This is a genomic window from Pantoea sp. X-Soil-OKNW-713, from assembly GCF_059730685.1.
In genome coordinates this window covers 770,503-797,285 of the sequence record NZ_AP035995.1, presented here as the reverse complement: position 1 = coordinate 797,285, position 26,783 = coordinate 770,503, and the positions used below count along the sequence as shown (strand labels likewise).

The 26,783-nt window shown below is 55.8% G+C and carries 21 protein-coding genes and 1 riboswitch; of the genes, 16 read left to right on the top strand and 5 right to left on the bottom strand.

Going from position 1 to position 26,783, the window contains the following annotated elements; translation table 11 throughout:
* Nucleotide 1: 1 nt before the first annotated feature.
* The 3 genes from leuB to leuD are packed head-to-tail and all read left to right on the top strand — an operon-like array spanning nt 2 to nt 3,113.
* Nucleotides 2-1,093 carry a 3-isopropylmalate dehydrogenase gene (gene leuB / locus AC6I8R_RS03555; RefSeq protein ID WP_021184753.1) on the top strand — a complete coding sequence of 364 codons (1,092 nt, stop codon included), beginning with the start codon at nt 2-4 and terminating at the stop codon, nt 1,091-1,093.
* A 4-nt stretch (nt 1,094-1,097) separates the two neighbouring features.
* Nucleotides 1,098-2,504, top strand: a complete 1,407-nt coding sequence (leuC, locus tag AC6I8R_RS03550; protein ID WP_021184754.1) for a 3-isopropylmalate dehydratase large subunit — start codon at nt 1,098-1,100, stop codon at nt 2,502-2,504.
* A 3-nt stretch (nt 2,505-2,507) separates the two neighbouring features.
* Nucleotides 2,508-3,113: a 3-isopropylmalate dehydratase small subunit gene (leuD, locus tag AC6I8R_RS03545; protein ID WP_021184755.1), complete on the top strand. Its 606-nt coding sequence runs from the start codon at nt 2,508-2,510 to the stop codon at nt 3,111-3,113.
* A 56-nt stretch (nt 3,114-3,169) separates the two neighbouring features.
* Here leuD and AC6I8R_RS03540 read toward each other — a convergent pair whose 3' ends face one another.
* Nucleotides 3,170-4,348 carry an MFS transporter gene (locus AC6I8R_RS03540; RefSeq protein WP_208724776.1) on the bottom strand — a complete coding sequence of 393 codons (1,179 nt, stop codon included), beginning with the start codon at nt 4,346-4,348 and terminating at the stop codon, nt 3,170-3,172.
* 254 nt (nt 4,349-4,602) lie between these two features.
* Here AC6I8R_RS03540 and sgrR point away from each other — a divergent pair, with 254 nt between their 5' ends.
* The 4 genes from sgrR (at nt 4,603) to thiQ (ending at nt 9,702) form a co-directional block, all read left to right on the top strand.
* Nucleotides 4,603-6,264, top strand: coding sequence for an HTH-type transcriptional regulator SgrR (gene sgrR, locus AC6I8R_RS03535; protein WP_208724775.1), 1,662 nt, complete (start codon nt 4,603-4,605; stop codon nt 6,262-6,264).
* 35 nt (nt 6,265-6,299) lie between these two features.
* A riboswitch (TPP riboswitch) is annotated at nt 6,300-6,397 on the top strand.
* Nucleotides 6,398-6,444: 47 nt separating this feature from the next.
* Nucleotides 6,445-7,431, top strand: coding sequence for a thiamine ABC transporter substrate binding subunit (gene thiB / locus AC6I8R_RS03530; protein WP_497831919.1), 987 nt, complete (start codon nt 6,445-6,447; stop codon nt 7,429-7,431).
* Nucleotides 7,407-9,017 carry a thiamine/thiamine pyrophosphate ABC transporter permease ThiP gene (gene thiP / locus AC6I8R_RS03525; protein ID WP_497831918.1) on the top strand — a complete coding sequence of 537 codons (1,611 nt, stop codon included), beginning with the start codon at nt 7,407-7,409 and terminating at the stop codon, nt 9,015-9,017. The genes thiB and thiP overlap by 25 nt, the downstream gene beginning before the upstream one ends.
* Nucleotides 9,001-9,702, top strand: coding sequence for a thiamine ABC transporter ATP-binding protein ThiQ (gene thiQ, locus AC6I8R_RS03520; protein WP_497831917.1), 702 nt, complete (start codon nt 9,001-9,003; stop codon nt 9,700-9,702). The genes thiP and thiQ overlap by 17 nt, the downstream gene beginning before the upstream one ends.
* Here the strand turns inward: thiQ and AC6I8R_RS03515 are convergent.
* Nucleotides 9,699-10,463: a DedA family protein gene (locus AC6I8R_RS03515; RefSeq protein WP_021184761.1), complete on the bottom strand. Its 765-nt coding sequence runs from the start codon at nt 10,461-10,463 to the stop codon at nt 9,699-9,701. The genes thiQ and AC6I8R_RS03515 overlap by 4 nt on opposite strands.
* A gap of 167 nt (nt 10,464-10,630) precedes the next feature.
* Between AC6I8R_RS03515 and polB the strand changes: the two genes are divergently transcribed.
* From polB to rluA, 3 genes are all read left to right on the top strand, one after another.
* Complete coding sequence (gene polB, locus AC6I8R_RS03510) at nt 10,631-12,991, top strand: DNA polymerase II (RefSeq protein WP_497831916.1); 2,361 nt, start codon at nt 10,631-10,633, stop codon at nt 12,989-12,991.
* Between the two features lie 154 nt (nt 12,992-13,145).
* Nucleotides 13,146-16,052: an RNA polymerase-associated protein RapA gene (gene rapA / locus AC6I8R_RS03505; protein WP_415173436.1), complete on the top strand. Its 2,907-nt coding sequence runs from the start codon at nt 13,146-13,148 to the stop codon at nt 16,050-16,052.
* 37 nt (nt 16,053-16,089) lie between these two features.
* A complete protein-coding gene (gene rluA, locus AC6I8R_RS03500) occupies nt 16,090-16,743 on the top strand; it encodes a bifunctional tRNA pseudouridine(32) synthase/23S rRNA pseudouridine(746) synthase RluA (protein ID WP_021184764.1) in 654 nt (217 codons plus the stop codon).
* A gap of 91 nt (nt 16,744-16,834) precedes the next feature.
* On the opposite strand, the gene djlA is transcribed toward rluA, so the two are convergent.
* Nucleotides 16,835-17,650, bottom strand: coding sequence for a co-chaperone DjlA (gene djlA / locus AC6I8R_RS03495; RefSeq protein WP_021184765.1), 816 nt, complete (start codon nt 17,648-17,650; stop codon nt 16,835-16,837).
* Nucleotides 17,651-17,832: 182 nt separating this feature from the next.
* On the opposite strand from djlA, the gene lptD reads away from it, so the two are divergent.
* Genes lptD through apaH form a run of 6 tightly spaced genes read left to right on the top strand, consistent with a single transcriptional unit; the run spans nt 17,833 to nt 24,657 of the window.
* Nucleotides 17,833-20,205: an LPS assembly protein LptD gene (gene lptD, locus AC6I8R_RS03490; RefSeq protein ID WP_051337976.1), complete on the top strand. Its 2,373-nt coding sequence runs from the start codon at nt 17,833-17,835 to the stop codon at nt 20,203-20,205.
* 54 nt (nt 20,206-20,259) lie between these two features.
* Nucleotides 20,260-21,555: a peptidylprolyl isomerase SurA gene (gene surA / locus AC6I8R_RS03485; protein WP_021184767.1), complete on the top strand. Its 1,296-nt coding sequence runs from the start codon at nt 20,260-20,262 to the stop codon at nt 21,553-21,555.
* The gene (gene pdxA / locus AC6I8R_RS03480) at nt 21,545-22,537 is read left to right on the top strand and encodes a 4-hydroxythreonine-4-phosphate dehydrogenase PdxA (protein ID WP_497830059.1); all 993 of its coding nucleotides are present in this window, start codon (nt 21,545-21,547) and stop codon (nt 22,535-22,537) included. Before surA ends, pdxA begins: the two co-directional genes overlap by 11 nt.
* Nucleotides 22,530-23,354 (top strand): 16S rRNA (adenine(1518)-N(6)/adenine(1519)-N(6))-dimethyltransferase RsmA, encoded by an 825-nt coding sequence (gene rsmA / locus AC6I8R_RS03475; protein ID WP_021184769.1) that lies wholly within the window; start codon nt 22,530-22,532, stop codon nt 23,352-23,354. Before pdxA ends, rsmA begins: the two co-directional genes overlap by 8 nt.
* A gap of 4 nt (nt 23,355-23,358) precedes the next feature.
* Nucleotides 23,359-23,736, top strand: a complete 378-nt coding sequence (gene apaG / locus AC6I8R_RS03470) for a Co2+/Mg2+ efflux facilitator ApaG/CorD (protein ID WP_021184770.1) — start codon at nt 23,359-23,361, stop codon at nt 23,734-23,736.
* Between the two features lie 51 nt (nt 23,737-23,787).
* Complete coding sequence (gene apaH, locus AC6I8R_RS03465; protein ID WP_021184771.1) at nt 23,788-24,657, top strand: bis(5'-nucleosyl)-tetraphosphatase (symmetrical) ApaH; 870 nt, start codon at nt 23,788-23,790, stop codon at nt 24,655-24,657.
* Between the two features lie 79 nt (nt 24,658-24,736).
* Here the strand turns inward: apaH and folA are convergent, their stop codons facing one another.
* Together folA and AC6I8R_RS03455 are read right to left on the bottom strand one after the other, a co-directional pair.
* Nucleotides 24,737-25,219 (bottom strand): type 3 dihydrofolate reductase, encoded by a 483-nt coding sequence (gene folA / locus AC6I8R_RS03460; protein WP_021184772.1) that lies wholly within the window; start codon nt 25,217-25,219, stop codon nt 24,737-24,739.
* Between the two features lie 287 nt (nt 25,220-25,506).
* On the bottom strand, nt 25,507-26,649 hold the full coding sequence (locus AC6I8R_RS03455) for a porin (protein WP_021184773.1): 1,143 nt from the start codon (nt 26,647-26,649) through the stop codon (nt 25,507-25,509).
* Between the last annotated feature and the right edge of the window lie 134 nt (nt 26,650-26,783).

Below are 26,783 nucleotides of genomic sequence, written 5' to 3'. Positions count from 1 at the left end.
TATGACTAAGTCTTTTCATATCGCGGTAATGCCGGGCGACGGAATCGGCCCGGAAGTGATGGCGCAGGCCATGAAAGTTCTGGACGCGATTCGTGCGCGTTTCGACATGCGTATCACCACCAGCGAATATGATGTTGGCGGTATCGCCATCGATCGTCACGGCGAACCGCTGCCACCTGCCTCTGTTGCCGGTGCCGAGCAGGCCGATGCCATTCTGTTTGGTTCCGTAGGTGGTCCGAAGTGGGAACACCTGCCGCCCGCACAGCAACCGGAGCGTGGCGCACTGCTGCCACTGCGTAAACACTTCAAACTGTTCAGCAACCTGCGTCCGGCAGCGCTGTATAAAGGTCTGGAAGCCTTCTGCCCGTTGCGCAGCGACATCGCCGCGCGTGGCTTCGATATCCTGTGCGTACGCGAGCTGACTGGCGGTATCTACTTTGGTCAGCCGAAAGGCCGTGAAGGCAGCGGCCCACACGAACGCGCATTCGACACCGAGGTGTATCACCGTTTTGAGATCGAACGTATTGCCCGCATTGCGTTTGAATCTGCGCGCAAACGCCGCAACAAAGTGACCTCAATCGATAAAGCCAACGTGTTGCAGACCTCCGTGATGTGGCGTGAGATCGTCAACGAAGTGGCGAAAGATTACCCGGATGTGCAACTGAGCCATATGTACATCGACAACGCCACCATGCAGCTGATTAAAGACCCATCACAGTTCGACGTGCTGCTGTGTTCAAACCTGTTTGGCGACATTCTCTCTGATGAATGCGCGATGATTACCGGTTCAATGGGCATGCTGCCGTCAGCCAGCCTGAACGAAGAAGGTTTCGGCCTGTACGAGCCAGCGGGTGGTTCAGCCCCGGATATCGCGGGTCAAAATATTGCCAACCCGGTAGCTCAGATCCTCTCGTTGTCCCTGCTGCTGCGCTATAGCCTGAACGCCACTGAGGCTGCCGACAGCATTGAGCGCGCGATCAACCGTGCGCTGGAAGCGGGTCATCGCACCCGTGATTTGGCCGGAGACGGTCAGTCCGTGAGCACCGATGAAATGGGCAGCATCATTGCCCGCTTCATCACCGAGGAAAAATAAAAAAATGAAAAGCTTATACCAGAAGTTATTTGATGCACATGTCGTCCACGAAGCACCGAACGAAACCCCGTTACTGTACATCGATCGTCATTTGATCCATGAAGTCACGTCACCGCAGGCCTTTGATGGCCTGCGCGCTCACGGTCGCAAAGTCCGTCAGCCGTCGAAGACCTTCGCTACTATGGACCATAACGTCTCCACCCAGACCAAAGACATCAATGCGTCGGGCGAGATGGCACGTATTCAGATGCAGGAACTGATCAAGAACTGCGCTGAATTCGGTATTCAGTTGTATGACCTGAACCACCCGTTCCAGGGCATCGTCCACGTCATCGGCCCGGAACAGGGTATGACCCTGCCGGGTATGACCATCGTCTGTGGTGATTCCCACACCGCTACTCACGGTGCTTTTGGTTCACTGGCGTTCGGTATCGGCACCTCTGAAGTGGAGCATGTGTTTGCCACCCAGACCCTGAAACAGGGCCGTGCCAAAACCATGAAGATTGAAGTGCTGGGTGAAGCCGCACCGGGCATCACCGCGAAAGACATCGTGCTGGCGATCATCGGTAAAACCGGCAGCGCCGGCGGAACCGGTCATGTGGTGGAGTTCTGTGGCCCGGCGATTGAAGCGCTGACCATGGAAGGCCGTATGACGTTGTGCAACATGGCAATTGAAATGGGTGCCAAAGCGGGCCTGGTCGCGCCGGATGACACCACCTTTAATTATCTGAAAGACAAACAATTCGCACCGAAGGGCGAGCAGTGGGAACAGGCTGTTGCCTACTGGCGCACCCTGAAATCCGACAGCGATGCGAAATTCGATACCGTGGTGACGCTGAACGCCGCCGATATCGCCCCGCAGGTGACCTGGGGCACCAACCCAGGCCAGGTGATGGCAGTTGACCAGGCAATCCCGAACCCGGCCTCATTCGCCGATCCGGTTGAACGCGCCTCTGCCGAAAAAGCGCTGGCCTACATGGATCTGCAACCGGGTATCAAACTGACCGACGTGGCGATCGATAAAGTGTTTATCGGTTCCTGCACCAACTCACGTATCGAAGACCTGCGTGCTGCTGCCGCGATCGCCAAAGGCCGCCATGTAGCGCCTGGTGTGGTTGCGATGGTGGTACCGGGTTCTGGTCCGGTAAAAGCGCAAGCGGAAGCGGAAGGTCTGGACAAGATTTTCCTCGAAGCTGGTTTTGAATGGCGTCTGCCAGGTTGCTCCATGTGTCTGGCGATGAACAATGACCGTCTGAATCCGGGTGAGCGCTGTGCTTCCACCAGTAACCGTAACTTTGAAGGTCGCCAGGGCCGTGGTGGACGTACCCACCTGGTCAGCCCGGCGATGGCCGCTGCGGCGGCGGTGACGGGCCGTTTTGCCGATATTCGTGAACTGACTCAGGGAGCTTAAGCCATGGCGAAGAAATTTACTCAGCACAGCGGAATCGTAGCCCCGCTGGATGCCGCGAATGTTGATACCGATGCCATCATTCCTAAGCAGTTCCTGCAAAAGGTAACTCGCACCGGCTTTGGTGCGCACCTGTTCCACGACTGGCGTTTTGATGATGATGCCGGCACCGTACCGACCGCCAGCTTCGTGCTGAACAAGCCGGAATACAAAGGCACCAGCATTTTGCTGGCGCGTGAAAACTTTGGCTGTGGCTCCTCGCGTGAGCACGCACCCTGGGCACTGACCGATTTCGGTTTCCAGGTGGTGATTGCACCCAGCTTTGCGGATATCTTCTACGGTAACAGCTTCAACAACCAGTTGCTGCCGGTGAAGTTAAGCGATGAAGAAGTTGATGAGATGTTTAAGCTGGTCGCAAGCCATCCAGGCATCAGCTTTATCGTGGATCTGGAAGCCCAGACCGTGACTGCTGGCGACAAAACCTATAGCTTCGAGATCGACAGCTTCCGTCGCCACTGCATGATTAACGGACTCGACAGCATTGGCCTGACGCTGCAACACGAAGCGTCCATCGCCGACTACGAGACGAATCAGCCCGCGTTTTTACGTTAAAATAGCGCGATTAATCGTGCCGCTACAGCCGTAGCGGCGCGATTTATTGCGCGCAGTTACACATCCCGCACCCGCGAAGCCAGCCCCAACGCCAGCACTGCTAACCCTAGCGCCAGCCAATACACCGACTCATGGCCGAACTGTTCACTCAGCGCCCCCTGAATCAAACCCGCCACAATCATTCCGGTAGAGATCGAGGTGGTAAACATAGTGGTAGCCGCGCCAGCACGTCCCGGCATCAGGTCCTGGAACCACAACATACCGATTCCGGCAACAATCCCGATAAACGCAGCATTGAACAGCTGCAACACCATCAGCGCGGTACGTGACTGGAACAGACCCAGCCCGAGATAAAACACCATTGCGGCCACCAGCGCCACCTGCACCAGCCGACGTTTACCGAAGCGACGCGCATAATGCCCGGCCAGCAACATAATCGGGATCTCCAGCCCGGCCGCCGTTCCCATCAACAGGCCAGCCAGCTTTTCCGGCAAACCGAGCGTGGAGCTGATATAGAGCGGCATATCAATGATATACATCACGTTGCAGGTCCACATTATCACCGAGGCGATAAACAGCAGACGCACCTGGCTGTCTTTCCACGGACTCAGTTGTGTCAACACCTGCTCGGGAGACACGATCACACGCGGCACCGACGGCAGGGTGCGCCAGATCAGCAGCAGGCTTAACAAAAAGATCACCGCCGCCACGCAAAACAGCGTCACAAAGCCATAGTTCAATGCCAGCGCGAACGATAACGGCGGGCCGATCACCCACGCCAGCGACAACTGCGCACGCATGACCGAACTGAACATCACCACTTCGCGGGCGGAACGGTCAGCATACTCACGCGCCAATGCAAAAATTTGCGGCACTGCCACGCTGGCCAATGCCGACAGCAGCACGCCCAACGTAATCAACGTAAGATAATGACGGGTAAAGGCAAACAACAGCGAATTACACACCGCCATCAGGCAACAAAACATAATCAGGTGGCGGCGATCGCCGTGGTTGTCGGAACGTTTCGCCACCAGCAGGCTGATGACAATCCCGGCAATCGCGTTGACGGTAAAGAACAACCCAACCCAGAACGGCCTGACCTGCACTTCACGCGTCAGGAACAGGCTCAGCGTCGGTGCCTGCAAAGCACCGGCCACGCCAACCATAAAGGAGACGGCCATAAAAGCCAGATAAACCGGGTTGAGGAACGGCTTACGCGTTAACAGCGATTTCATGCAGAAATCCCTTTGCGGATTCAATCGGGGAAAAAAATGAGGGTAGAAGATTCCACAGCAAGACGAAAAAAGCCAGCAGAGAACACACTGCTGGCGGTGAAATTGCACCCTACTCAGAAAAGGTTCTACGTCGGCAGAACCGCTGGCAGAGCGCCATTCATGACTGAATGCCTCCCGCTCTTCCATTGGGGTCTACTATGCCTCTAATATAGGGCAAGAAAAACTGAGCGATTACGCGGCGGAGTTCCCCTTTTATGTCCTCTTCACGTCTACAACAGCAATTTATCCGCCTGTGGCAAAGCTGCCAGGGCCAGGATCAGGAAACCACCCTGAGCGAACTGGCGGAATTGCTGCACTGCTCGCGACGTCATATGCGCAACCTGTTGAATGCCATGCAGGATGCGGGTTGGTTAATCTGGCAGGCCGAAGCCGGACGGGGTAAACGTTCAACGCTGAGTTTTTGTTATACCGGGCTGGCATTGCAGCAGCAGCGCGCCGAAGATTTGCTGGAGCAGGATCGCATCGAACAACTGGTGCAATTGGTAGGCGACAAAAATCAGGTACGCCAAATGATTGCTTCTCACCTCGGCCGCAGCTTCCGCCAGGGTAAGCATATTCTGCGCGTCCTGTATTATCGCCCGCTTCCCAACCTGCTACCCGGTTCCCCGTTGCGTCGCTCCGAAACCCATTTAGCGCGGCAAATCTTCAGTGGTCTGACACGGATAAATGAGGAAAAGGGGGAAATTGAACCCGATATTGCCCATCACTGGCAACAAACATCGCTGCTGCACTGGCGCTTTTTCCTGCGACCCGCGATTCGTTTTCATCACGGTCGTGAACTGGAGATGGAGGATGTCATCAGCTCGTTGGATCGTCTGCGTACCCAACCGCTGTTCTCCCATATTGCCAAACTTCACTCCCCTGCCCCCTGGACGCTGGATATTCAACTGACTCAACCCGATAACTGGCTACCGTGGTTGCTTGGCAGCGTCAGCGCGATGATCTTGCCGCGCGAATGGCAAACGGTACGCGATTTCGCCCGTCAGCCGATTGGCACCGGCCCCTACAGCGTGGTGCGCAACCAGCAAAGCCAACTTAAAATTGCCGCTTTTGATGACTACTTCGGCTACCGCGCGTTGATTGATGATGTCTCAATCTGGGTATTGCCGGAAATCAGCGACGAACTGGTGTATGCCGGAGTGAAGTTGCAGGGCGAAACCGCGGATGAAAAATCGGAGGAGAGCCGCCTGGAAGAGGGTTGCTATTTTCTGCTGTATGACCAACGTTCAGAGCAGGGACGCGATGCCCATTTCCGCCGCTGGGTCAGCTATCTGTTTAACCCTATCGCCCTGCTGAACAACGCCGGGGTAGGTTATCAACGCTACTGGTTCCCGGCCTATGGCTTGATTCCTCGCTGGCACCACCGCCGCGACTTAACCCCAGTCAGCAAACCACAGCATCTCACCCAACTGACCATCAGCTGGTACAGCCATCATGTTGAGCATGAAGGGATCGCCAATGCGCTGCGCCCACTGCTGGCGCAGCAGGGCGTAGAGTTAATCACCCGTGAACTGAGTTACGAAGCATGGTTTAACGGTGAAGGCGAAAGCGATATCTGGCTCGGCAGTGTCAACTTCACCCTGCCGCTGGATTACTCGCTGTTCGCCCAGTTGTATGAGCTGCCACTGATGCAGCAATGCATCCCGATAGACTGGCAAAGCGCGGCTGAACGCTGGCGCGAAAAAACGCTACCGCTGGCGGAATGGAGCAAGCAACTGGTGGACAGTGACTACCTGCATCCGCTGTTTCATCACTGGTTGCTGCTGGAAGGCCAGCGCAGTATGCGTGGTGTGCGCATGAATACTCTTGGCTGGTTTGACTTTAAATCCGCCTGGTTTGCCCCGCCGGAGCTGTGAACCTTTCGCCCTGAGCCGGAAATGACTAGAATGAGCCGTTCTCAACGGGGTGCCCTGCATTACAGGGGCTGAGAGAGACCCGTCGAACCTGATCCGGTTAATACCGGCGTAGGGATTTGAGATGCCTCGCTGCTCAGATCCTTTGCGACTCAACCTTATCTTCTCCTCAAGGAGCGCAAAGTGCTTAAAAAAGTTCTGCCCGTGCTGCTGCTGATTTCTGCCCCGGCGCTGGCTGCCAAACCGGTACTGACCGTCTACACCTACGACTCATTCTCTGCCGATTGGGGACCCGGTCCGGCAGTAAAAAAAGCCTTTGAAGCCCAGTGCGGCTGTGAGCTGAAATATGTCGCGCTGGAAGATGGCGTGTCGCTGCTCAATCGTGTCCGTATGGAAGGCAAAAACAGCAAAGCGGATATCGTGCTGGGTCTCGATAACAATCTGGTGCAGGCGGCAGAAAAAACCGGCCTGTTTGCCAAAAGCCAGGTGGATACCGGCGCACTCCAACTGCCAGATGGCTGGCACAACGACACCTTTATCCCGTTCGACTATGGCTACTTCGCCTTTGTCTATGACAAAAACAAACTGAAGAACCCGCCCAAAAGTCTGAAAGAGTTGGTAGAAAGTCCTGAAAAATGGCGCGTGATCTATGAAGATCCTCGCACCAGCACCCCCGGACTTGGCCTGCTGCTGTGGATGCAAAAGGTGTATGGCGACAAGGCCCCAGATGCCTGGCAAAAACTGGCGCAAAAAACCGTCACCGTCACCAAAGGCTGGAGCGAAGCCTATGGCCTGTTCCTGAAAGGCGAAGGCGACCTGGTGCTGAGTTACACCACCTCCCCGGCTTATCACATCATTGAAGAGAAGAAAGAAAACTACGCGGCAGCGCCGTTCAGCGAAGGCCACTACATGCAGGTTGAAGTGGCAGCGCAGCTCGCCAGCAGCAAACAACCAAAACTGGCGCAGCAATTTATGCAGTTTATGGTATCCCCGGCCTTCCAGCAGACCATCCCGACCGGCAACTGGATGTATCCGGTGATTAAAAGCGAGTTGCCTGCCGGTTATCAGACGCTAAACGTACCGCAAACGGCGCTGCAATATAGCCCGACTGAGGTTGCCGACCATCGCGACGACTGGATAAGTGCATGGCAACGCGCCGTCAGCCGTTAATTCCCGGCTGGCTGCTGCCCGGCAGTTTCACCGCGCTATTGTTATGCGCGGTGGCGCTGCTGGCGTTTGGTGCGCTGTTGATGTCAGCCCCCATCGGTGACTGGCGCGCCCTGCTCACCGATGACTATCTGCATCACGTACTGGCTTTCTCCTTCTGGCAGGCGTTACTGTCGGCGCTGTGCTCAGTCATCCCCGCGATCCCGCTGGCGCGCGCCCTGTACCGTCGACGTTTTCCCGGACGTAACCTGCTGTTACGCCTGTGCGCCATGACGCTGGTGCTGCCGGTGCTGGTGGCAATATTCGGCCTGCTGAGCGTCTATGGTCGCAGCGGCTGGCTGGCCCAGCTGTGCAGCCTGGTAGGTCTCGATTATCACTTCTCACCCTATGGGTTGCAGGGCATTCTGCTGGCACATGTGTTCTTCAATCTGCCGCTGGCCACGCGCATGCTGTTGCAGTCGCTTGAAAGCATCCCGGGCGAGCAACGTCAGCTGGCGGCGCAGCTCGGCCTGCGCAGTTGGAACCTGTTCCGCTTACTCGAATGGCCGTGGCTACGGCGGCAGATTTTGCCGACCGCCGCGCTGATTTTTATGCTGTGCTTTGCCAGTTTTGCCACCGTGCTGGCGCTGGGCGGCGGCCCGCAGGCCACCACGCTGGAACTGGCGATTTATCAGGCGCTGAGTTTTGACTACGATCCCGGGCGCGCGGCCCTGCTGGCGCTACTGCAACTGGGATGCTGCCTGCTGCTGGTGTTGCTGAGCCAGCGCTTCAGCCAAGCCATTCTGAGCGGAAACCAGCAGATACGCGGCTGGCGCGATCCCCAGGATAGCTGGCGCGCGCGCCTCAGCGATGGCGTATTGATCGGTTTGGCCTTGTTGTTGTTGCTCCCGCCTTTGCTGGCGGTAGTGACTGATGGCCTGCGTGGCGGCGTCGCCGGGGCGATTCAACAACCGGCCTTGTGGCAGGCCACCTTTACCTCATTACGCATTGCCATCGGAGCAGGCGTGTTGTGTGTCATTCTTACCCTGATGCTGTTATGGAGCAGCCGTGAACTGCGCCTGCGTCATCACACTATCCCGGCGCAAGCAATGGAACTGAGCGGCATGCTAATTCTGGCGATGCCGGGCATCGTATTGGCGAGCGGTTTTTTCCTGCTGTTCAACGCCACCGTTGGCCTGCCGCAATCCCCCGACGGGCTGGTGATCTTCACGAACGCACTGATCGCCATCCCCTATGCCATGAAAGTGCTGGAGAACCCGATGCGCGATCTCAGCGCGCGTTACAATCTGTTATGCGCCTCGCTGGGTATGCAGGGGTTGAACCGCCTGCGCCTGCTTGAACTGCGCGCACTGAAACGTCCGATTGCCCAGGCGCTGGCGTTTGCCTGCGTGTTGTCGATTGGCGATTTTGGCGTGGTGGCGTTGTTTGGCAGCGCGGATTTCCGCACGTTGCCATTCTATCTGTACCAGCAAATTGGCGCCTATCGCGGCGAGGACGGCGCGGTCACCGCGTTGCTGTTGCTGCTGCTGTGCCTGCTCCTGTTTACCCTGATGGAAAAATTGCCAGGTCGTCATGCTCACACTGAATAACCTCACCTGGATGTACCAGCATCTGCCGATGCGCTTCCAGTTTAGTGCGCAAGCCGGCGAACGGCTGGCGATCCTGGGTCCGAGCGGAGCCGGGAAAAGTACCCTGCTTAGCCTGATTGGCGGCTTTTTGCCGGTCAGCAGCGGCAGTTTATGGTTGAACGGCGAAGATCATACCGCCAGCGTCCCCGCCGCGCGCCCGGTGTCGATGTTATTCCAGGAGAACAACCTGTTTCCACACCTGACGGTGCAGCAGAATCTGGGACTGGGGCTGCATCCGGGCTTAAAACTTACCGCTGACCAGAAACAGCAGGTGCTTGAGATCGCCGCGCAGACCGGGCTTCAGGAGATGCTACAGCGCCTGCCGGGACAGCTCTCCGGCGGGCAACGCCAACGCGTGGCGCTGGCGCGCTGTCTGCTGCGCAATCAGCCGATTCTATTGTTGGATGAACCTTTTTCTGCACTCGATCCGGCGTTGCGTCAGGAGATGCTGCAACTGGTGCATAGCGTCTGCGTCGCGCGTAACATCACGCTGCTGATGGTGTCGCATAGCCTGGAAGATGCGCGGCAAATCGCGTCGCGCAGTCTGGTGGTGGTTGATGGGCGGATTTACTGGGATGGCAGCACGGAAGACCTGCTCAATGGCAGAACCCCCGCCGCCGCCATCCTCGGCGTGGCACAACGTTAAGCGAAGAACACCTTCCACAGCAGATGACGGAACACTGGCATCATCGGGTGGAACTGGATAGCAATAAACGCTGCCACGCCGACCACCGCGGCCAACGGTGCCAGCCAGCGTAAACGCGCCGCCGGTAGATACGCCGTTGCCCAGTCGATATTTTTGCCACTGCGCCACCAACGCCAGCACAGCCAGAACCCCAGCCATACCAGCAACGCCACCAGCGCCAGCAGCCAGGTAAAGTGGCTGCCTTGTGCGGCCTGCGGCACATCAATCGCCACCCCGGCGAGGATACCGGGCATCAGATACAGCGGTGGCCAGAGGATGCAGCCAATAATGTTCGGTGGCAGGAATTTGCGCACCGGTAACTCCAGCATCCCAGCCGCCAGCGGAATTAATGGACGCGTCGGGCCGACAAAACGCCCCACCAGGATGGTAAACATGCTGTGCTGATGCAGCGCATGCTCGGTCTTATCCAGCAAACCACGATACTTTTGCAAATATTTCCAGCGATGCAGCGGCCCCTGGAATCTCCAGCCAATGCCATAGGAAACCCAGTCGCCAATCAGGCAACCGACCAGCCCGGCAGCCCAGGCCGGATAGAGACCAATCTGGCCGCTGCCGACCAGCGCGCCCAGACTTGCCATCAACACCGTGCCCGGCAGCAGCAATCCTACGAAGGCCAGCGACTCAAGAAACGTCACCAGCGCGACAGCAAACAATGCCCATTCCAGAGATTGCGTAAAAAGATGTTGTACCCAGGCTTCCATAAATATCCTCTGCGGAATATGAAGGCTGGATTGTCCAGAGCCAGCCGCGCAGCGTCAAGGCAAGATTTGTACACCAATGTTGACAAAGCGCTGACAATTTAAGCAAACCAAAGACACTGTATAAACATCCATGATACACTAAACGGGTTATCACACCCGGAGTTCCCGTGACCGATCCACGCGCAGGTTTTCTGCTTACCCGACACTGGCGAGACACCCCCACTGGCAGCGAAGTGGTGCTGTGGCTGGCTACCGACCGCGGCGCGCAGCGCTTAGTGTTGCCCGCTCAGGAGTCGGTGGCGTTTATTCCCACCGAATTTCAATCGCAGGTCGAAACGCTAATCCGCGACGAGCGCCACACGCGCATTCAGTCCCTCAAATTAAGAGATTTCCGTCGCCGTCCGGTGTTCGGCCTCTATTGTCGCAGCTATCGCCAACTGCAAAATCTGGAAAAACGCCTGCGGGACAATGGCATCCCGGTGTATGAAGCGGATATCCGCCCGCCGGAGCGCTATCTGATGGAGCGCTTTATCACCGCGCCGGTGTGGTTCAGTGGCGACACGCGCGGTGACAGCGTAGTTAATGCGCGCCTTAAACCCCATCCCGACTATCGCCCAGAACTTAAATGGGTGTCGCTGGACATCGAAACCACCGAACATGGCGAGCTCTATTGCATCGGGCTGGAAGGTTGTGGCCAGCGTCAGGTGTATATGCTCGGCCCGCCCAACGGCGATGCCAGCCCGCTTGATTTCGAACTGATTTACGTTGATAGCCGCCCGCAACTGCTGGAGCAACTTAATACCTGGTTCGCCCGCCATGAACCTGATGTCATTATTGGCTGGAACCTGGTGCAATTCGACCTGCGCGTGTTGCAAAAACACGCCGATCGTTATGGCATTCCGCTACGTCTGGGACGCCAGCAACAGCCGCTGGAGTGGCGCGAGCATGGTTTTAAACCCGGCGTCTTTTTTGCGCAGGCCACCGGCCGCCTGATTATTGACGGCATCGAGGCGTTAAAATCCGCCTTCTGGGATTTCCCCTCCTTCAGTCTGGAGGCCGTTTCGCAGGCGTTACTGGGTGAAGGCAAAGCCATCGATAATCCGTGGCAACGCATGGAAGAGATCAACTGGCGCTTCGCCAACGATAAACCGGCGCTGGCACGCTATAACCTGAAAGATTGCGAACTGGTAACGCGCATTTTCCATCATACCGCCATCATGCCGTTCCTGCTGGAACGCGCTACGGTGAATGGGCTGGCGGTCGATCGCCACGGCGGTTCAGTGGCGGCATTTGGCCATCTCTACATTCCACGTATGCATCGCGCCGGGTTTGTTGCGCCTAATCTCGGCGAAGTGACGCCGGAAGCCAGCCCCGGTGGTTACGTGATGGATTCGCGTCCTGGCCTGTACGATTCGGTGCTGGTGCTGGATTACAAAAGCCTCTATCCATCAATTATCCGTACTTTCCTGATTGATCCGGTGGGACTGGTGGAAGGGCTGGCGCATCCTGCTGATGCCGACTCGGTACCCGGTTTTCGCGGCGCACGTTTTTCCCGTGCCACCCACTGCCTGCCCGCGATCGTTGAGCAGATCTGGCAGGGACGTGAGCGGGCAAAACTCGACCATAACAAACCGCTGTCGCAGGCGCTGAAAATTATCATGAACGCTTTTTACGGCGTGCTCGGCACCAGCGCCTGTCGCTTTTTCGATCCCCGCCTTGCGTCCTCCATCACCCTACGCGGGCACGCTATCATGCAGCAAACGCGTGAACTGATTGAAGCCAAAGGCTATGACGTGATTTACGGCGACACCGATTCAACGTTTGTCTGGTTGAAGGGGGCGCACAGCGAAGAACAGGCGGCGGTAATTGGTCGTCAGTTGGCCGAACACGTCAATGGCTGGTGGCAGGAACATTTGCAGCAAACCTATGGCCTGAGCAGTGCGCTGGAGCTGGAGTACGAAAACCATTTCAGTCGTTTCTTAATGCCTACCATTCGCGGTGCGGAACAGGGCAGTAAAAAGCGCTATGCTGGTCTGATTCGCACCGACGGCAGCGAACGGCTGGTGTTCAAAGGGCTGGAATCGGTACGCACCGACTGGACACCCCTGGCGCAACAGTTCCAGCAAACCTTGTATGGCCGCATCTTTCGCGGTGAACCCTGGCAGGATTATATCCGGGATACCGTGGCGCAATTGCTGGCAGGCGCACTTGATGATCAACTGGTCTATAAAAAGCGCCTGCGCCGCCCGCTCAAAGATTATGAACGCAACGTGCCGCCGCATGTTCGCGCCGCGCGCCTGGCGGATGAGGTCAACCGCAAACTGGGGCGGCCGTTGCAGTATCAGAACGGCGGCACCATTCGCTATGTCATCGCCACCGCAGGCCCGGAGCCTCTGGAAGCGCGCCATACGCCGCTCGACTATGATCACTATGTGACGAAGCAGTTGCAGCCCGTGGCGGAAGGCATTTTACCCTTCGTCGGCGATGATTTTGCTACACTGATTACCGGGCAGTTGGGGCTTTTTTGACAGGTGACGAATGCCCTGCCATCCAGTACCATAGCGCCCTTCCTGAATCTCACCGCATCCACACGCTGCCCAAACCCTTTCGTTTGGCGGTACGGTTTTGCCTGAGAGCAGGTGCACATCTTCATGACATGACAGAGAATCGAACAGGAATTATATGGTTTTTACACTGGGTCAACGCTGGATTAGTGATACGGAAAGTGAACTGGGACTGGGCACGGTAGTTGCGCTGGATACGCGCATGGTCACACTGATGTTCCCGGCAACCGGCGAAAACCGCCTCTATGCCCGTAATGATTCTCCTGTTACCCGCGTGATCTTCAATCCGGGTGATACCGTCACCAGCCATGAAGGCTGGCAGATGCGCGTCGATGACGTCCGTAACGAAAACGAGTTAATTACCTACATCGGCACACGTCTCGACACCGAAGAATCCAACGTGCTGATGCGCGAAGTGATGCTCGACAGCAAACTGGTGTTCAGCAAACCGCAGGATCGCCTGTTCGCCGGACAGTTGGATCGCATGGACCGGTTTGCGTTGCGCTTCCGCGCCCGTAAATATCAGAGCGAGCAGTACAACCTGCCGACCAGCGGTTTACGTGGTATGCGCACCAACCTGATCCCACATCAGCTGCACATTGCGCATGATGTTGGCCGTCGCCATGCACCGCGAGTGTTGCTGGCTGACGAAGTGGGTCTGGGTAAAACCATCGAAGCCGGGATGATCATCCAGCAACAGTTGCTGGCTGGACGTGCGGAGCGCGTGCTGATTGTGGTACCGGAAACCCTGCAACATCAGTGGCTGGTGGAGATGCTGCGCCGCTTCAATCTGCGCTTTGCGCTGTTTGATGATGACCGCTACACCGAAGCGCAGCACGACAGCGATAACCCATTTGATACCGAGCAGCTGATCATCTGCTCGCTCGATTTTGTCCGCCGTAATAAGCAGCGTCTGGAACTGCTGGCCGATGCTGCGTGGGATCTGCTGGTGGTTGATGAAGCACACCATCTGGCATGGAGCGAAGACGCACCGAGCCGTGAATATCAGGTCATTGAGCAGTTGGCGGAACAGACGCCTGGCGTACTGCTGCTGACCGCGACACCGGAACAGCTCGGTTTGGAGAGCCATTTCGCCCGTCTGCGCCTGCTCGATCCTAATCGCTTCCACGATTTCAGCCAGTTTGTCGCTGAACAGCAGCACTATCGCCCGGTAGCCGATGCGGTAAGCACCCTGCTGGCCGACAAAGCGATCTCCAAAGATGAAATGAACCTGATCAACGATCTGGTCGGTGAGCAGGACATCGAACCGCTGTTGCAGGTGGCAAACAGCGATCGCGAAGGCAAAGAAGATGCACGCAAAGAACTGATTTCTATGTTGATGGACCGCCACGGCACCAGCCGCGTGCTGTTCCGCAACACCCGTAACGGCGTGAAAGGTTTCCCGAAACGCGAACTGCATCAGATCCGTCTGCCGCTGCCGGCGCAGTACCAGACGGCAATTAAAGTCTCCGGCATTATGGGCGCACGTAAAAGCGCGGAAGAACGCGCCCGTGACATGCTGTACCCGGAGCAGATTTATCAGGAGTTTGAAGGTGACAGCGGCACCTGGTGGAACTTCGATCCGCGCGTTGAGTGGCTGATGGGTTATCTCACCAGCAACCGTAAAGAAAAAGTGCTGGTGATTTGCGCCAAAGCCGCCACCGCCCTGCAACTGGAACAGGTGCTGCGTGAGCGCGAAGGTATCCGCGCCGCCGTGTTCCACGAAGGTCTGTCAATCATCGAACGTGACCGCGCTGCCGCCTGGTTCGCCTCCGAAGAAGATGGCGCGCAGGTGCTGCTGTGTTCGGAAATCGGTTCTGAAGGCCGCAACTTCCAATTCGCCAGCCGTCTGGTGATGTTTGATTTGCCGTTCAACCCGGACCTGCTGGAGCAACGAATTGGTCGTCTCGATCGTATCGGCCAGATGCACGATATTCAGATCCTGGTGCCGTGGCTGGAAAAAACCGCGCAGGCAGTGCTGTTACGTTGGTATAACGAAGGTCTGGACGCGTTTGAGCACACCTGCCCAACCGGACGCACCATTTACGACAGCGTCTACAGCCAGTTGATTGAATACCTTGCCGCGCCGGAAAATCCGCAGGGGCTGGATGAATTCATCGTTGAGTGCCGCAAGCAGCATGACCAGTTGAAAGCCCAACTTGAACAGGGCCGCGACCGTCTTCTGGAGCAGAACTCAAACGGCGGTGAGGCAGCCCAGGCGTTGGCAGAAGCGATTGCCGAACAGGATAACGACACCGGCCTGGTGAATTTCGCCCTCAACCTGTTTGATATCGTGGGTATCAACCAGGAGGATCGTAGCGATAACCTGATCGTGCTGACGCCGTCCGATCATATGCTGGTGCCGGATTTCCCCGGTCTGCCGGAAGATGGCTGCACCGTGACCTTTAACCGCAACCAGGCACTGTCACGCGAAGATACCCAGTTCATTACCTGGGAACACCCGCTGATCCGCAACGGTCTGGACCTGATCCTCTCCGGCGATACCGGCAGCTGTGCGCTGTCGCTGTTGAAAAACAAAGCGTTACCGGTTGGCACGCTGCTGGTAGAGATGATCTATGTGGTGGAAGCCCAGGCACCGAAGCATCTGCAACTGACCCGCTTCCTGCCGCCGACACCGGTGCGTTTGCTGATGGATCGCACCGGCAACAATCTGGCCGGAAAAGTGGAATTTGAGAGCTTTAACCGTCAGTTAAACGCCGTGAATCGCCATACCGGCAGCAAGCTGGTAAATGCCGTTCAACAGGATGTGCATCAGATTCTGACGCTGGCGGAGAGCGCAGTGGTGCCGGAAGCGCAAGCAATTATCGCGGCGGCAAAAGCCGAAGCCGATGAGAAGCTGAGTGCTGAGCTATCCCGTCTTGAGGCACTGCGCGCCGTCAACCCCAACATCCGTGATGACGAGGTTGAGGCGCTGGAAAGCAACCGTAGCCAGGTGCTGGCAAGCCTCGGTGACGCGGGCTGGCGTCTGGATGCGCTGCGCCTGATCGTGGTGACGCATCAATAATTGACCGGGGCCGCAAGGCCCCCTTACGGAATGGCTGATGGAACCTTATAACCCGCCGCTTGAACCCTGGCTGCATATCCTTTATCAGGACGATCACATCATGGTGGTCAATAAGCCGAGCGGTTTGCTGTCGGTGCCGGGTCGCCTTGATGAGCACAAAGACAGTGTGATGACACGGATCCAGCGTGATTACCCGCAGGCTGAATCAGTGCATCGTCTGGATATGGCCACCAGCGGCGTTATTGTGGTGGCGCTGAATAAAGCGGCCGAGCGTGAGCTGAAGCGGCAATTTCGTGAACGTGAGCCAGCCAAACAATACGTGGCGCGCGTCTGGGGCCATCCGGCTGAAGAAAAAGGCTTAATTGATTTGCCGCTGATTTGCGACTGGCCGAACCGGCCAAAGCAGAAGGTGTGTTTTGAAACCGGCAAACCGGCGCAAACCGAGTATCAGGTGCTGGCATATGATGACGACAACAGCGCCAGGGTGCAGCTGAAGCCAATTACCGGACGTTCGCATCAGTTACGTGTGCATTTGTTGGCGCTGGGGCATCCGATTCTTGGTGACCGCTTTTACGCTTCGCCAGAAGCGCTGGCGATGGCATCGCGCCTGTTGTTACATGCGGAATCGCTGACCATAACCCACCCGGCGTTTGGCAACAGTATGACGTTTCGCCAGCCAGCAGATTTCTGACAACCGTAGCGGCGCGATTTATCGCGTGGCCGTTTCCCAATGGCGGCACAAACCCGCGCGATAAATCGCGCCGCTACGCCGGAGCAAGGATTTATTTAAATCCTTTTTCCTTACGAATCAGATCGTAAGCCGCCTGAATTTCCTGAGCTTTCTGCTTCGCCATCTCCATCATTTGTGGCGGTAGCCCTTTCGCCACCAGCTTGTCAGGATGATGTTCCGCCATCAGCTTACGGTAGGCGCGTTTGATCGTAGTGCTGTCATCGCTGCTTTTCACCCCCAGCACGCTACAGGCATCTTCCAGCGTCGGGCCACGTTTAGCCTGCTGATACGCGCCGCCACTATACGATGAACCGCCACCACCAAATTGCTGGCCGCCTTCCATCATGCGCAGGAACTGGTCAAACTGCATTTTTGAGATGCCCAGCTCCTCGGCGATCACATACAACACCTGACGTTCGTTGGGATGCAGCGAACCATCAGCGAAGGCGGCCTGGATCTGAATTTCCAGAAACATCCGAATCAGATCAAAGCGACCAAAGCAGGCGCTGCGCAGCTCACGCAGTTTATTGCGTAACGGATAGTCGCCCTGCTTACCTTCACGGAAGGCTCGCTGTGCCGCAGTGCGCGCATCGCCATGCAGCTGCATACGATCCATCAGTAAAGATGCAATCTGGATATCCGCCTCGGTCACGCGCCCTTTTGACTTGGTCAAATGGCCCATTACCTGAAAAGTGGTACTAAAAAACAGTGTCTGGCGGGTTTGGTTGTTAGCGAAATAGCCTTGTCCCTGAACGCTGCGCACCTTATCAAACATGTGACCAATGATCAGACCCAGTACAATGCCCCAAAAGCCCAGTCCGGAAAGTAAGCCCAGAGCCAGACCAATTACTTTTCCCCAGTAGCGCATAAACTCCTCAATTCGCCATGCTTGCGGCTGAAAATTGCATTATCATACCTGTCATTTATCTCAGCGCCTAACGGCAACGCGGACAGAAAAGGATTAACACTGGCGCATCGCCGGGCAGTAAGTTAGTCTCTGACCGGATTGTCGGCATGATGCCAGTTTTCATGGAATTATCGAAACCGCGTATGAAAAAACGTATACCTACCCTGCTGGCTACCATGATTGGTGCAGCGATATACAGTCAGCATTCCCTCGCCGACGACTTAATGTCGCAGTGTATGCTGGGCGTGCCGAGCTTTAACCGTCCGCTGGTTAATGGCGACACGAATTCGCTGCCCGTGACGATTCATTCTGACTCGTCCAAAGGCACCTATCCCAACGACGCGGTATTCACCGGTAACGTCGATGTGCAACAGGGAAACAGCCGCCTGACTGCCGATGAAGTGCAGTTGCATCAGCGTCAGCAGGAAGGGCAAACCGCGCCGGTTCGTACCGTTGATGCGCTGGGTAATGTGCACTATGACGACAATCAGGTCATCCTGAAAGGTCCGAAAGCCTGGTCGAATCTGAATACTAAAGATACCAACGTCTGGAACGGTAACTATCTGATGGTTGGCCGTCAGGGACGTGGTGATGCCGATCAGATGAAACTGCGTGGCAACAATCGTTATACCATCCTCGAAAACGGCAGCTTTACCTCCTGTTTGCCCGGGAGCAACAGCTGGAGTGTGGTGGGCACAGAAATCATTCAGGACCGCCAGGAAGAAGTGGCGGAGATCTGGAATGCGCGCTTTAAACTTGGCAATGTGCCGGTTTTCTATAGCCCCTACCTGCAACTGCCGATTGGCGATCGTCGCCGCTCTGGCTTCCTGATCCCGAATGCAAAATACAGCAGCACGAATGGTTTCGAGTTCATGCTGCCGTACTACTGGAACATCGCACCGCAGGCCGATGCCACCATTACGCCGCACTATATGAGCAATCGTGGCCTGCAATTGCAGAATGAATTCCGTTATCTGACCCAGTTTGGTGCGGGTTTGATGGAGCTGGATTATCTGCCATCCGATAATCAGTACGATAAAGACAAAGCGGTGCGTGGTATTGCTCAGGATGCCAGCTCCGATCGCTGGTTGTTCTACTGGCGTCACGCTGGGGTGTACGATCAGCACTGGCGGTTCAATGCCGATTACACCAAAGTCAGCGATCCTTATTACTTCAACGACTTAACGTCAAAGTATTACAGTTCGACTGATGGTTACGCCACGCAGAAATTCAGCGTTGGCTATGCCGATACCAACTGGGATGCCACACTCTCAACCAAAGATTTCCAGGTGTTTGGCACCACCAGCAACAGCAACGTCTATCGCGCGATGCCACAGCTCGATCTGAATTACTATCAGAACGATATCGGGCCGTTTGATGGTCGTGTTTTCGCGCAGGCGGTGAAGTTTACCAACGTAAATAGCCGGATGCCGGAAGCAACGCGTCTGCATATTGAACCGACGCTGGATCTGCCACTGTCAAACGGCTGGGCCAGCCTGGATACCGAAGCCAAGTTCCTTGCTACCCATTATCAGCAGGATAGCCTCGATTATTACAACAGCTCAAGCTACACCCGTACCTCCAGCGGCCTGCTGAAAGACTCCGTTAACCGTACGCTGCCGCAATTTAAGGTCGATGGTCGTCTGGTATTTGACCGCGATATGGATTGGGCTGAGGGCTATACCCAGACGCTGGAACCGCGTGTCCAGTATCTCTACATCCCGTACCGCGACCAGAGCGCTATTTATCCGTACGATTCAACATTGCTGCAAACTGACTATACCGGCTTGTTCCGTGACCGCACCTACAGCGGCCTCGATCGCATCGCCTCAGCCAATCAGGTCGCAACCGGTGTTACCACACGAATTTATGATAACGATCTGGTTGAACGTTTTAACGTTTCTGTTGGTCAAATCTACTCGTTTACCCCATCGCGGACTGGCGTTGAGCAGATCGACGATGAAGATGACACCGGTAGCCTGATCTGGGCCGGTGACACTTACTGGAAAGTGAGCGATCGCTGGGCCATGCGTGGCGGGCTGCAATATGATACCCGTCTCGATAACATCGCTCAGGGCAATGCGGTACTCGAGTATCGTCAGGATGCCGATCGTATGGTGCAGCTGAGTTATCGCTACAGCAGCCCGGAATACGTCGCGCAAGCACTGAATAACTCCAGCCTGCTGACTAACCCGATCTACAAAAACGGGATCTCTCAGGTCGGAGCAACCGCCAGTTGGCCGATTGCTGACGCCTGGTCGCTGGTCGGTGCGTATTACTACGACACCCGTAACAGCAAACCGGCTGACCAGTTGGTGGGTCTGCAATACAGCTCCTGCTGCTATGCAATCCGTGTCGGTTACGAGCGCAAAATCAACGGTTGGGAAAACAACAATAGTAAGTATGACAACCAAATCTCATTCAACATTGAGCTGCGTGGCCTGAGCTCCAACTATGGCTTAGGCACCCATGACATGCTGCGTCAGGGCATCATCCCTTACCAGCAGGCTTTCTGATGTTGTGATGTTTGACAGGCTATCCCGCAGTGCGGAAACAACAATGGATAAAGTATGAAGAACTGGAGAATGCTGATTCTTGGTGTGGCGATTGCCGCTAACACTGCGTTCGCAGCCCCGCAAATGGTAGATAAAGTTGCCGCCGTCGTGAATAACGGCGTGGTGCTGGAAAGTGACGTTGATAGCATGCTGCGCACGGTGAAAGCACAGGCACAGCAGGCACATCAGCAACTGCCTGATGACAATACCCTGCGTCATCAGATCCTTGAGCGCCAGATCATGGATAGCATTGTTTTACAGATGGGTGAAAAAGCAGGTTTGCAGATAAGCGATCAACAGCTGGATGAAGCTATCCAGAATATCGCCGGTCAGAACCATATGACCCTTGATCAACTGCGCAGCCGCATTGCCTACGATGGTATTAACTACAACGAATACCGTGCGCAGATCCGCAAAGAGATGATGATCTCTGAAGTGCGTAACAATGAAGTGCGCCGCCGCGTGACCATTCTGCCGCAGGAAGTGGATACCCTGGCGAAGCAGATTGGTTCACAGAACACCCAGGGTACTGAGCTGAACGTCAGTCAGATCCTGCTGCCACTGCCGGAAAACCCGACCCAGCAGCAAGTTGACGATCAGGAAGCGCTGGCCCGTCAGTTAGTGGGTGAACTGAAAAAAGGGGCCGATTTTGGCAAGCTGGCTGTGACCTATTCTGCTGATCCGCAGGCGCTGAAAGGCGGCAACATGGGTTGGAGCAAAATTGAAGAGCTGCCGACCCTGTTCTCCCAGGCGCTGGCCACCGCGCAGAAAGGCGATGTCGTCGGTCCGATCCGTTCAGGCGTGGGCTTCCATATCCTGAAAGTGAACGATCTGCGTGGTGAGAGCAAAAATATCTCCGTCACCGAAGTGCACGCACGTCATATCCTGCTGAAACCGTCGCCGATCCTCACTGACGATCAGGCACGCGCTAAGCTGGAAGAGATTGCTGCGGATATTCGCAGCGGGAAGATTACCTTTGCCGCCGCCGCTAAACAGTATTCAGACGATCCGGGGTCTGCGAACCAGGGCGGCGATCTGGGTTGGACCTCGCCGGAGGTGTTCGATCCTGCCTTCCGTGATGCGCTGATGCGCTTGCAGAAAGGCCAGACCAGCCAGCCGGTTCACTCCTCTTTCGGCTGGCATCTGATTCAGTTGCTGGATACCCGTCAGGTTGATAAGACGGATGCGGCGCAGAAAGAACGCGCCTATCGCTTGCTGTTTAACCGTAAATTCGCGGAAGAAGCACAGACCTGGATGCAGGAACAACGCGCCAGTGCTTACGTGAAAATTCTGGACAACAATGGTCAGTAATTATCGTGTAGTTATCACTCCCGGCGAACCCGCCGGGATTGGTCCTGACTTAACCGTTCAACTGGCTCAGCGTGACTGGCCGGTTGAGCTGGTGGTGTGCGCTGATGGTGAGCTGCTGCGTCATCGCGCAGCTCAGCTTGGTTTACCGCTAACGCTGCGTGATTACCAGCCCGGCGTCGCGGCGCAACCGCAACAGGCTGGCTCGCTGACGCTGCTCCAGGTTGATACCGCGCAAGCGGTCATACCGGGTGAACTGGCGGTGGCTAACAGCCACTACGTGCTGGAAACGCTGGCACGCGCCTGTGATGGCTGCCTTAACGGTGAATTTGCCGCACTGATTACCGGTCCGGTTCACAAAGGCGTGATCAACGATGCCGGTATCCCCTTTACCGGACATACTGAGTTTTTTGCCGATCGCGCTGGCGGCGACCGCGTGGTCATGATGCTGGCTACCGAAGAGCTGCGGGTAGCATTGGCTACGACCCATCTGCCACTTAAAGATGTGTCGGCGGCAATCACCCGTGACAGCCTGCATGAAGTGATCACCATTTTGCATCGTGATATGCAGCAAAAGTTCGGCCTGCCGAACCCTCATATTTTCGTCTGCGGCCTGAATCCGCACGCTGGCGAAAGCGGCCATATGGGCCGTGAAGAGATCGATACTATCATTCCGGCCCTGGACGAATTGCGTCAGCAGGGCATTCAACTGACCGGTCCCCTGCCCGCTGATACCCTGTTCCAGCCCAAATACCTGCAACATGCAGATGCGGTGCTGGCGATGTATCACGACCAGGGCTTACCTGTACTAAAATTTCAGGGGTTTGGCCGGGCGGTGAATATCACGCTGGGCCTGCCCTTTATCCGTACCTCGGTTGACCACGGCACCGCGCTGGAACTGGCCGGTCTGGGTCAGGCGGAGCCGGGCAGCTTTATTACGGCGCTTAACCTCGCCATCACTATGATCAAGAGCAGTAATGAATAATCGCGTCCATCAGGGGCATTACGCCCGTAAACGTTTCGGGCAGAACTTCCTGAACGATCAGTATATTATCGACAGCATCGTCTCCGCTATTCATCCGCAGAAGGGTGAAGCCGTGGTGGAGATCGGTCCCGGCCTCGGCGCATTGACGGAGCCAGTGGGCGAGCGTCTGGATGCGCTGACCGTGGTAGAACTGGACCGCGACCTTGCCGCGCGTTTACAAACTCACCCGTTTCTTGGCCCCAAGCTGACCATCTTCCAGCAGGATGCGATGACCTTTGATTTCTCCGCGTTGGCGCGTGAGAAAGGCCAGCCGCTGCGTGTGTTTGGTAACTTGCCGTACAATATCTCCACCCCGCTGATGTTCCACCTTTTCAGCTATACTGGTTCGATTAAAGACATGCACTTCATGCTGCAAAAAGAGGTGGTCAACCGTCTGGTGGCCGGACCGGGCAGTAAAGCTTACGGTCGACTCAGCGTGATGGCGCAATATTATTGTCAGGTGATTCCGGTGCTGGAAGTGCCGCCACAATCATTCACGCCACCGCCTAAAGTGGACTCCGCGGTGGTACGCCTGGTGCCTTATGCCCAGCCGCAACATCCGGTCAGCGATGTGCGTCTGTTAAGCCGCATCACAACCGAGGCATTCGGCCAGCGCCGTAAAACGCTGCGCAATAGCCTCGGTCATTTGTTTGCTGCCGGCGCGCTGGATGAACTGAATATTGATGCCACCCTGCGTGCAGAGAACGTCACGGTAGCTCAGTATTGTCAGCTGGCCAACTGGCTTGGCAACCATCAGGCAGAGAATCCGGAGAACTGAGTGCATGAGTGAAATGGCCCGCGTCTGTATCCAGGTACAAAGCCTGTATGTGGAGTCGCAATCGTCGCCCGACGAGGAGCGCTACGTGTTTGCCTACACCATCACCATCCGCAATTTGGGGCGCAGCAGCGTCCAGCTGCGCGGCCGTTACTGGTTGATCACCAACGGTAACGGTCGCGAAACCGAAGTTCAGGGCGAAGGTGTGGTCGGTGAACAACCCCATATCGCACCCGGCAGCGAATTCCAATACACCAGCGGCGCGATCCTCGAAACGCCGATGGGCACCATGCAGGGCCACTACGTGATGATCGACGAAGAGGGAGAAGAGTTTTTTGTCGACATTCCCGTGTTCCGACTCGCGGTGCAAACCCACATCCACTAATCCTTCCTCGCCCGGCCTGTCCGGGCGATGCGTTTTAACCGGACTGATGTAATGAGTACATATCTGATTGGCGATGTTCACGGCTGTTATGATGAACTGCGTGCCCTCCTGGCACAGGTTAACTTCGATCCGCAGCAGGATGTCCTGTGGCTGACCGGCGACCTGGTGGCCCGTGGTCCCGGCTCGCTTGACGTGTTGCGCTACGTGAAGTCACTGGGAGACTGCGTACGATTGGTGTTGGGCAATCACGATCTTCATTTGCTGGCGGTATATGCCGGTATCAGCCGCAACAAACCCAAAGATCGCCTGACGCCGCTACTGGAAGCTGCCGATGCGGATGAGCTGATTAACTGGCTGCGTCGTCAGCCGTTATTACAGGTGGATGAAGAAAAAAAACTGGTCATGGCTCATGCTGGCATCACACCGCAATGGGATCTCGACACGGCAAAACTTTGTGCGCGTGAAGTCGAAGCCGTGCTGTCCAGTGACAGCTATCCGCTCTTTCTCGACGCGATGTATGGCGATATGCCGAATAACTGGACGCCGGAACTCAGCGGTCTGGCGCGTTTGCGCTTCAGTACTAACGCGCTAACGCGGATGCGGTTCTGTTTCCCGAATGGTCAGTTGGATATGATCTGTAAAGAAACCCCGGAATCCGCTCCACCACCGCTGAAACCCTGGTTTATGATCCCGAGTCCGGTAGCGCATGATTACACGTTAATCTTCGGGCATTGGGCATCACTGGAAGGGAAAGGAACACCGGAGGGCATCATCGGGCTGGATACGGGTTGCTGCTGGGGTGGCACACTGACGATGCTGCATTGGGAAACACAACAATATTATGTCCAGCACTCCAACCGTGAGCAGGCGATGGCGCAGAGTGCACCCCACCCACATCCACCGCTCAGCCATCAGGAATGATGTAGTTCGCGTAGCGGCGCGATTTATCGCGCAGGTTTTAAAAGCGCGCGATAAATCGCGCCGCTACGGGACAACTCAATTAACGGCGGCGTTCGAGGATTTCGAAACAGTAGCTGTGCGAATTCTGCGCATCGGCGTCGTGGAATTCGCTGAAGGTGGATTGCCACTCATCCGGCTCGTAGTCCGGGAATTGGGTGTCACCCTCAACTTCCGCATCGATATGGGTCAGATAGAGACGATCGGCACGCGGCAGCATCTGTTCGTAAATACGACCACCACCAATCACCATCACTTCTTCCGCATCACCCGCTGCATTCACCGCATCTTCCAGCGATGTCACCCAGGTCACGCCATCATGGTCACCCGGTTTGCTGCTGACCACAATATTCAGACGGCCCGGTAACGGACGGCCAATCGATTCAAAGGTCAGACGCCCCATAATCACGGGCTTGTTCAGGGTATTACGTTTGAACCATGCCAGGTCGGCAGGCAGGTTCCAGGGCATGGCGTTTTCCATACCGATGATGCGATCCGCTGCCAGAGCTGCGATCAGACTAATCATGTTTAATGACCTACAGGAAAAAAATTGGCGCCATCATACGTAAAGGCGAAACTTTCGTCGATAGGAGGGACTCGCTATTTACGTAAAGCTCCTTTGCCACCGCATTTTTGTTATTGGACAGAGTTTTACACCGCCTTTCTCAGCAATATCCGAGAGAGGCGCCATATTTTCGCGTGGAAACGGCACAAGGCAGCGTGAAAAGGGGATGTCGCCTGTACAGCCGTGTAAAGAAATGCGCACTGACTGACACAAATGAAAACGGCTCCCGCAGGAGCCGTGGATAGCGATTAGAAATCGTAGCGCAGACGCACCAGGTTAACGTTACCCAGTGATTTGTCGGTGCTGGAAGTAATCACGTATTCGTAATCAACACGGAAACCGTAGTCGAGCTGGAAGCTCACACCCAGGCCGTTGTCGATACGTTTGTAGTTACGACCATTCAGGTATTCCAGACGGTCACCCATAAAGTACGGTTGGATGGATTTAACCGCATATTGACCAATCGGGAATTTGTAGCCAGCAAAGTATTCCAGGCCCCAGGCATCATCAGCAAAGTAGTTGTGTACCTGAGATGTTTTGGTAGACAGGAAATTCTGGTAGTAACCACCACCGGCAGAGAGCGTCCAGTGACCCGGCGTCCAGCTCAGCGCTGTACCGTAGATATTCTGGTCATAGGTTTTGCTATCGCCAGTTGACGGCTGGTGGATATCAGCACGGGTGTAGTTCCACGCGGTACCCCACGCCAGATCTTTGGTGATGTGATAGTTCACACCCAGAGAGCCGCCGCCTTTACGTTTGTAACGCATCCCTTTACCTGGCAGATAGTCGTTATCTTCAAACAGGTAAGATGCATAGACATCAACGTCACCGAAGGTATTTTTGTATTTCAGCTGCTTACGTGAACGGTAGGAACCATCGTAGTCGCCGTTGATACCGTTACCCGGTGCCTGGGCCAGCATGTCGTAGTCCCAGATATCGGTCTTCGCACCGACCACATCATAGTAAACGCTGTTTTGCTGACCGAAGTAGAGTTCACCGAGGGTCGCACTTTTGAAGCCGGTGTACAGTTGACGACGCGTGGTGTTGTTCGCGCCATCGGCATAGTGGTTATCCCAACCCCACCACGCCGGGAAGTTAACGCCCAGCTCGTAGTAACCTACCCAGCTTACGTCATCAAACAGGTAATAATTGGCGGTGAAGCGGAAACGTGAACCGCCGTCATAGCCATTACGCTTATAAGACTTGTCGTTCACGCCGTTCTGATGCATGAACTGCGGGCGGATACTACCGCCAACTTTAAAGTCGAGACGGCTCAGCGGATCGTTAGCCTGTGGGTCTGCTTTAAGAAGAGTAACTTCAGCCTGGCTGGCAAGGGGTGCCGCTGCGACCAACGCAGCAATGGCGGTGAGAGTGAAAGCACGCATTTTCATTTTTTATAAATATCCCAGTTATGCTCGAAAAAATGAGCGATTAACATACTAAGGGGAGCAGCATCGCTTTATATTTATAAAATTGTGCTAATAATGATGTGAAAAATTAAATCCGCACTAAGCGCTAAAAACTA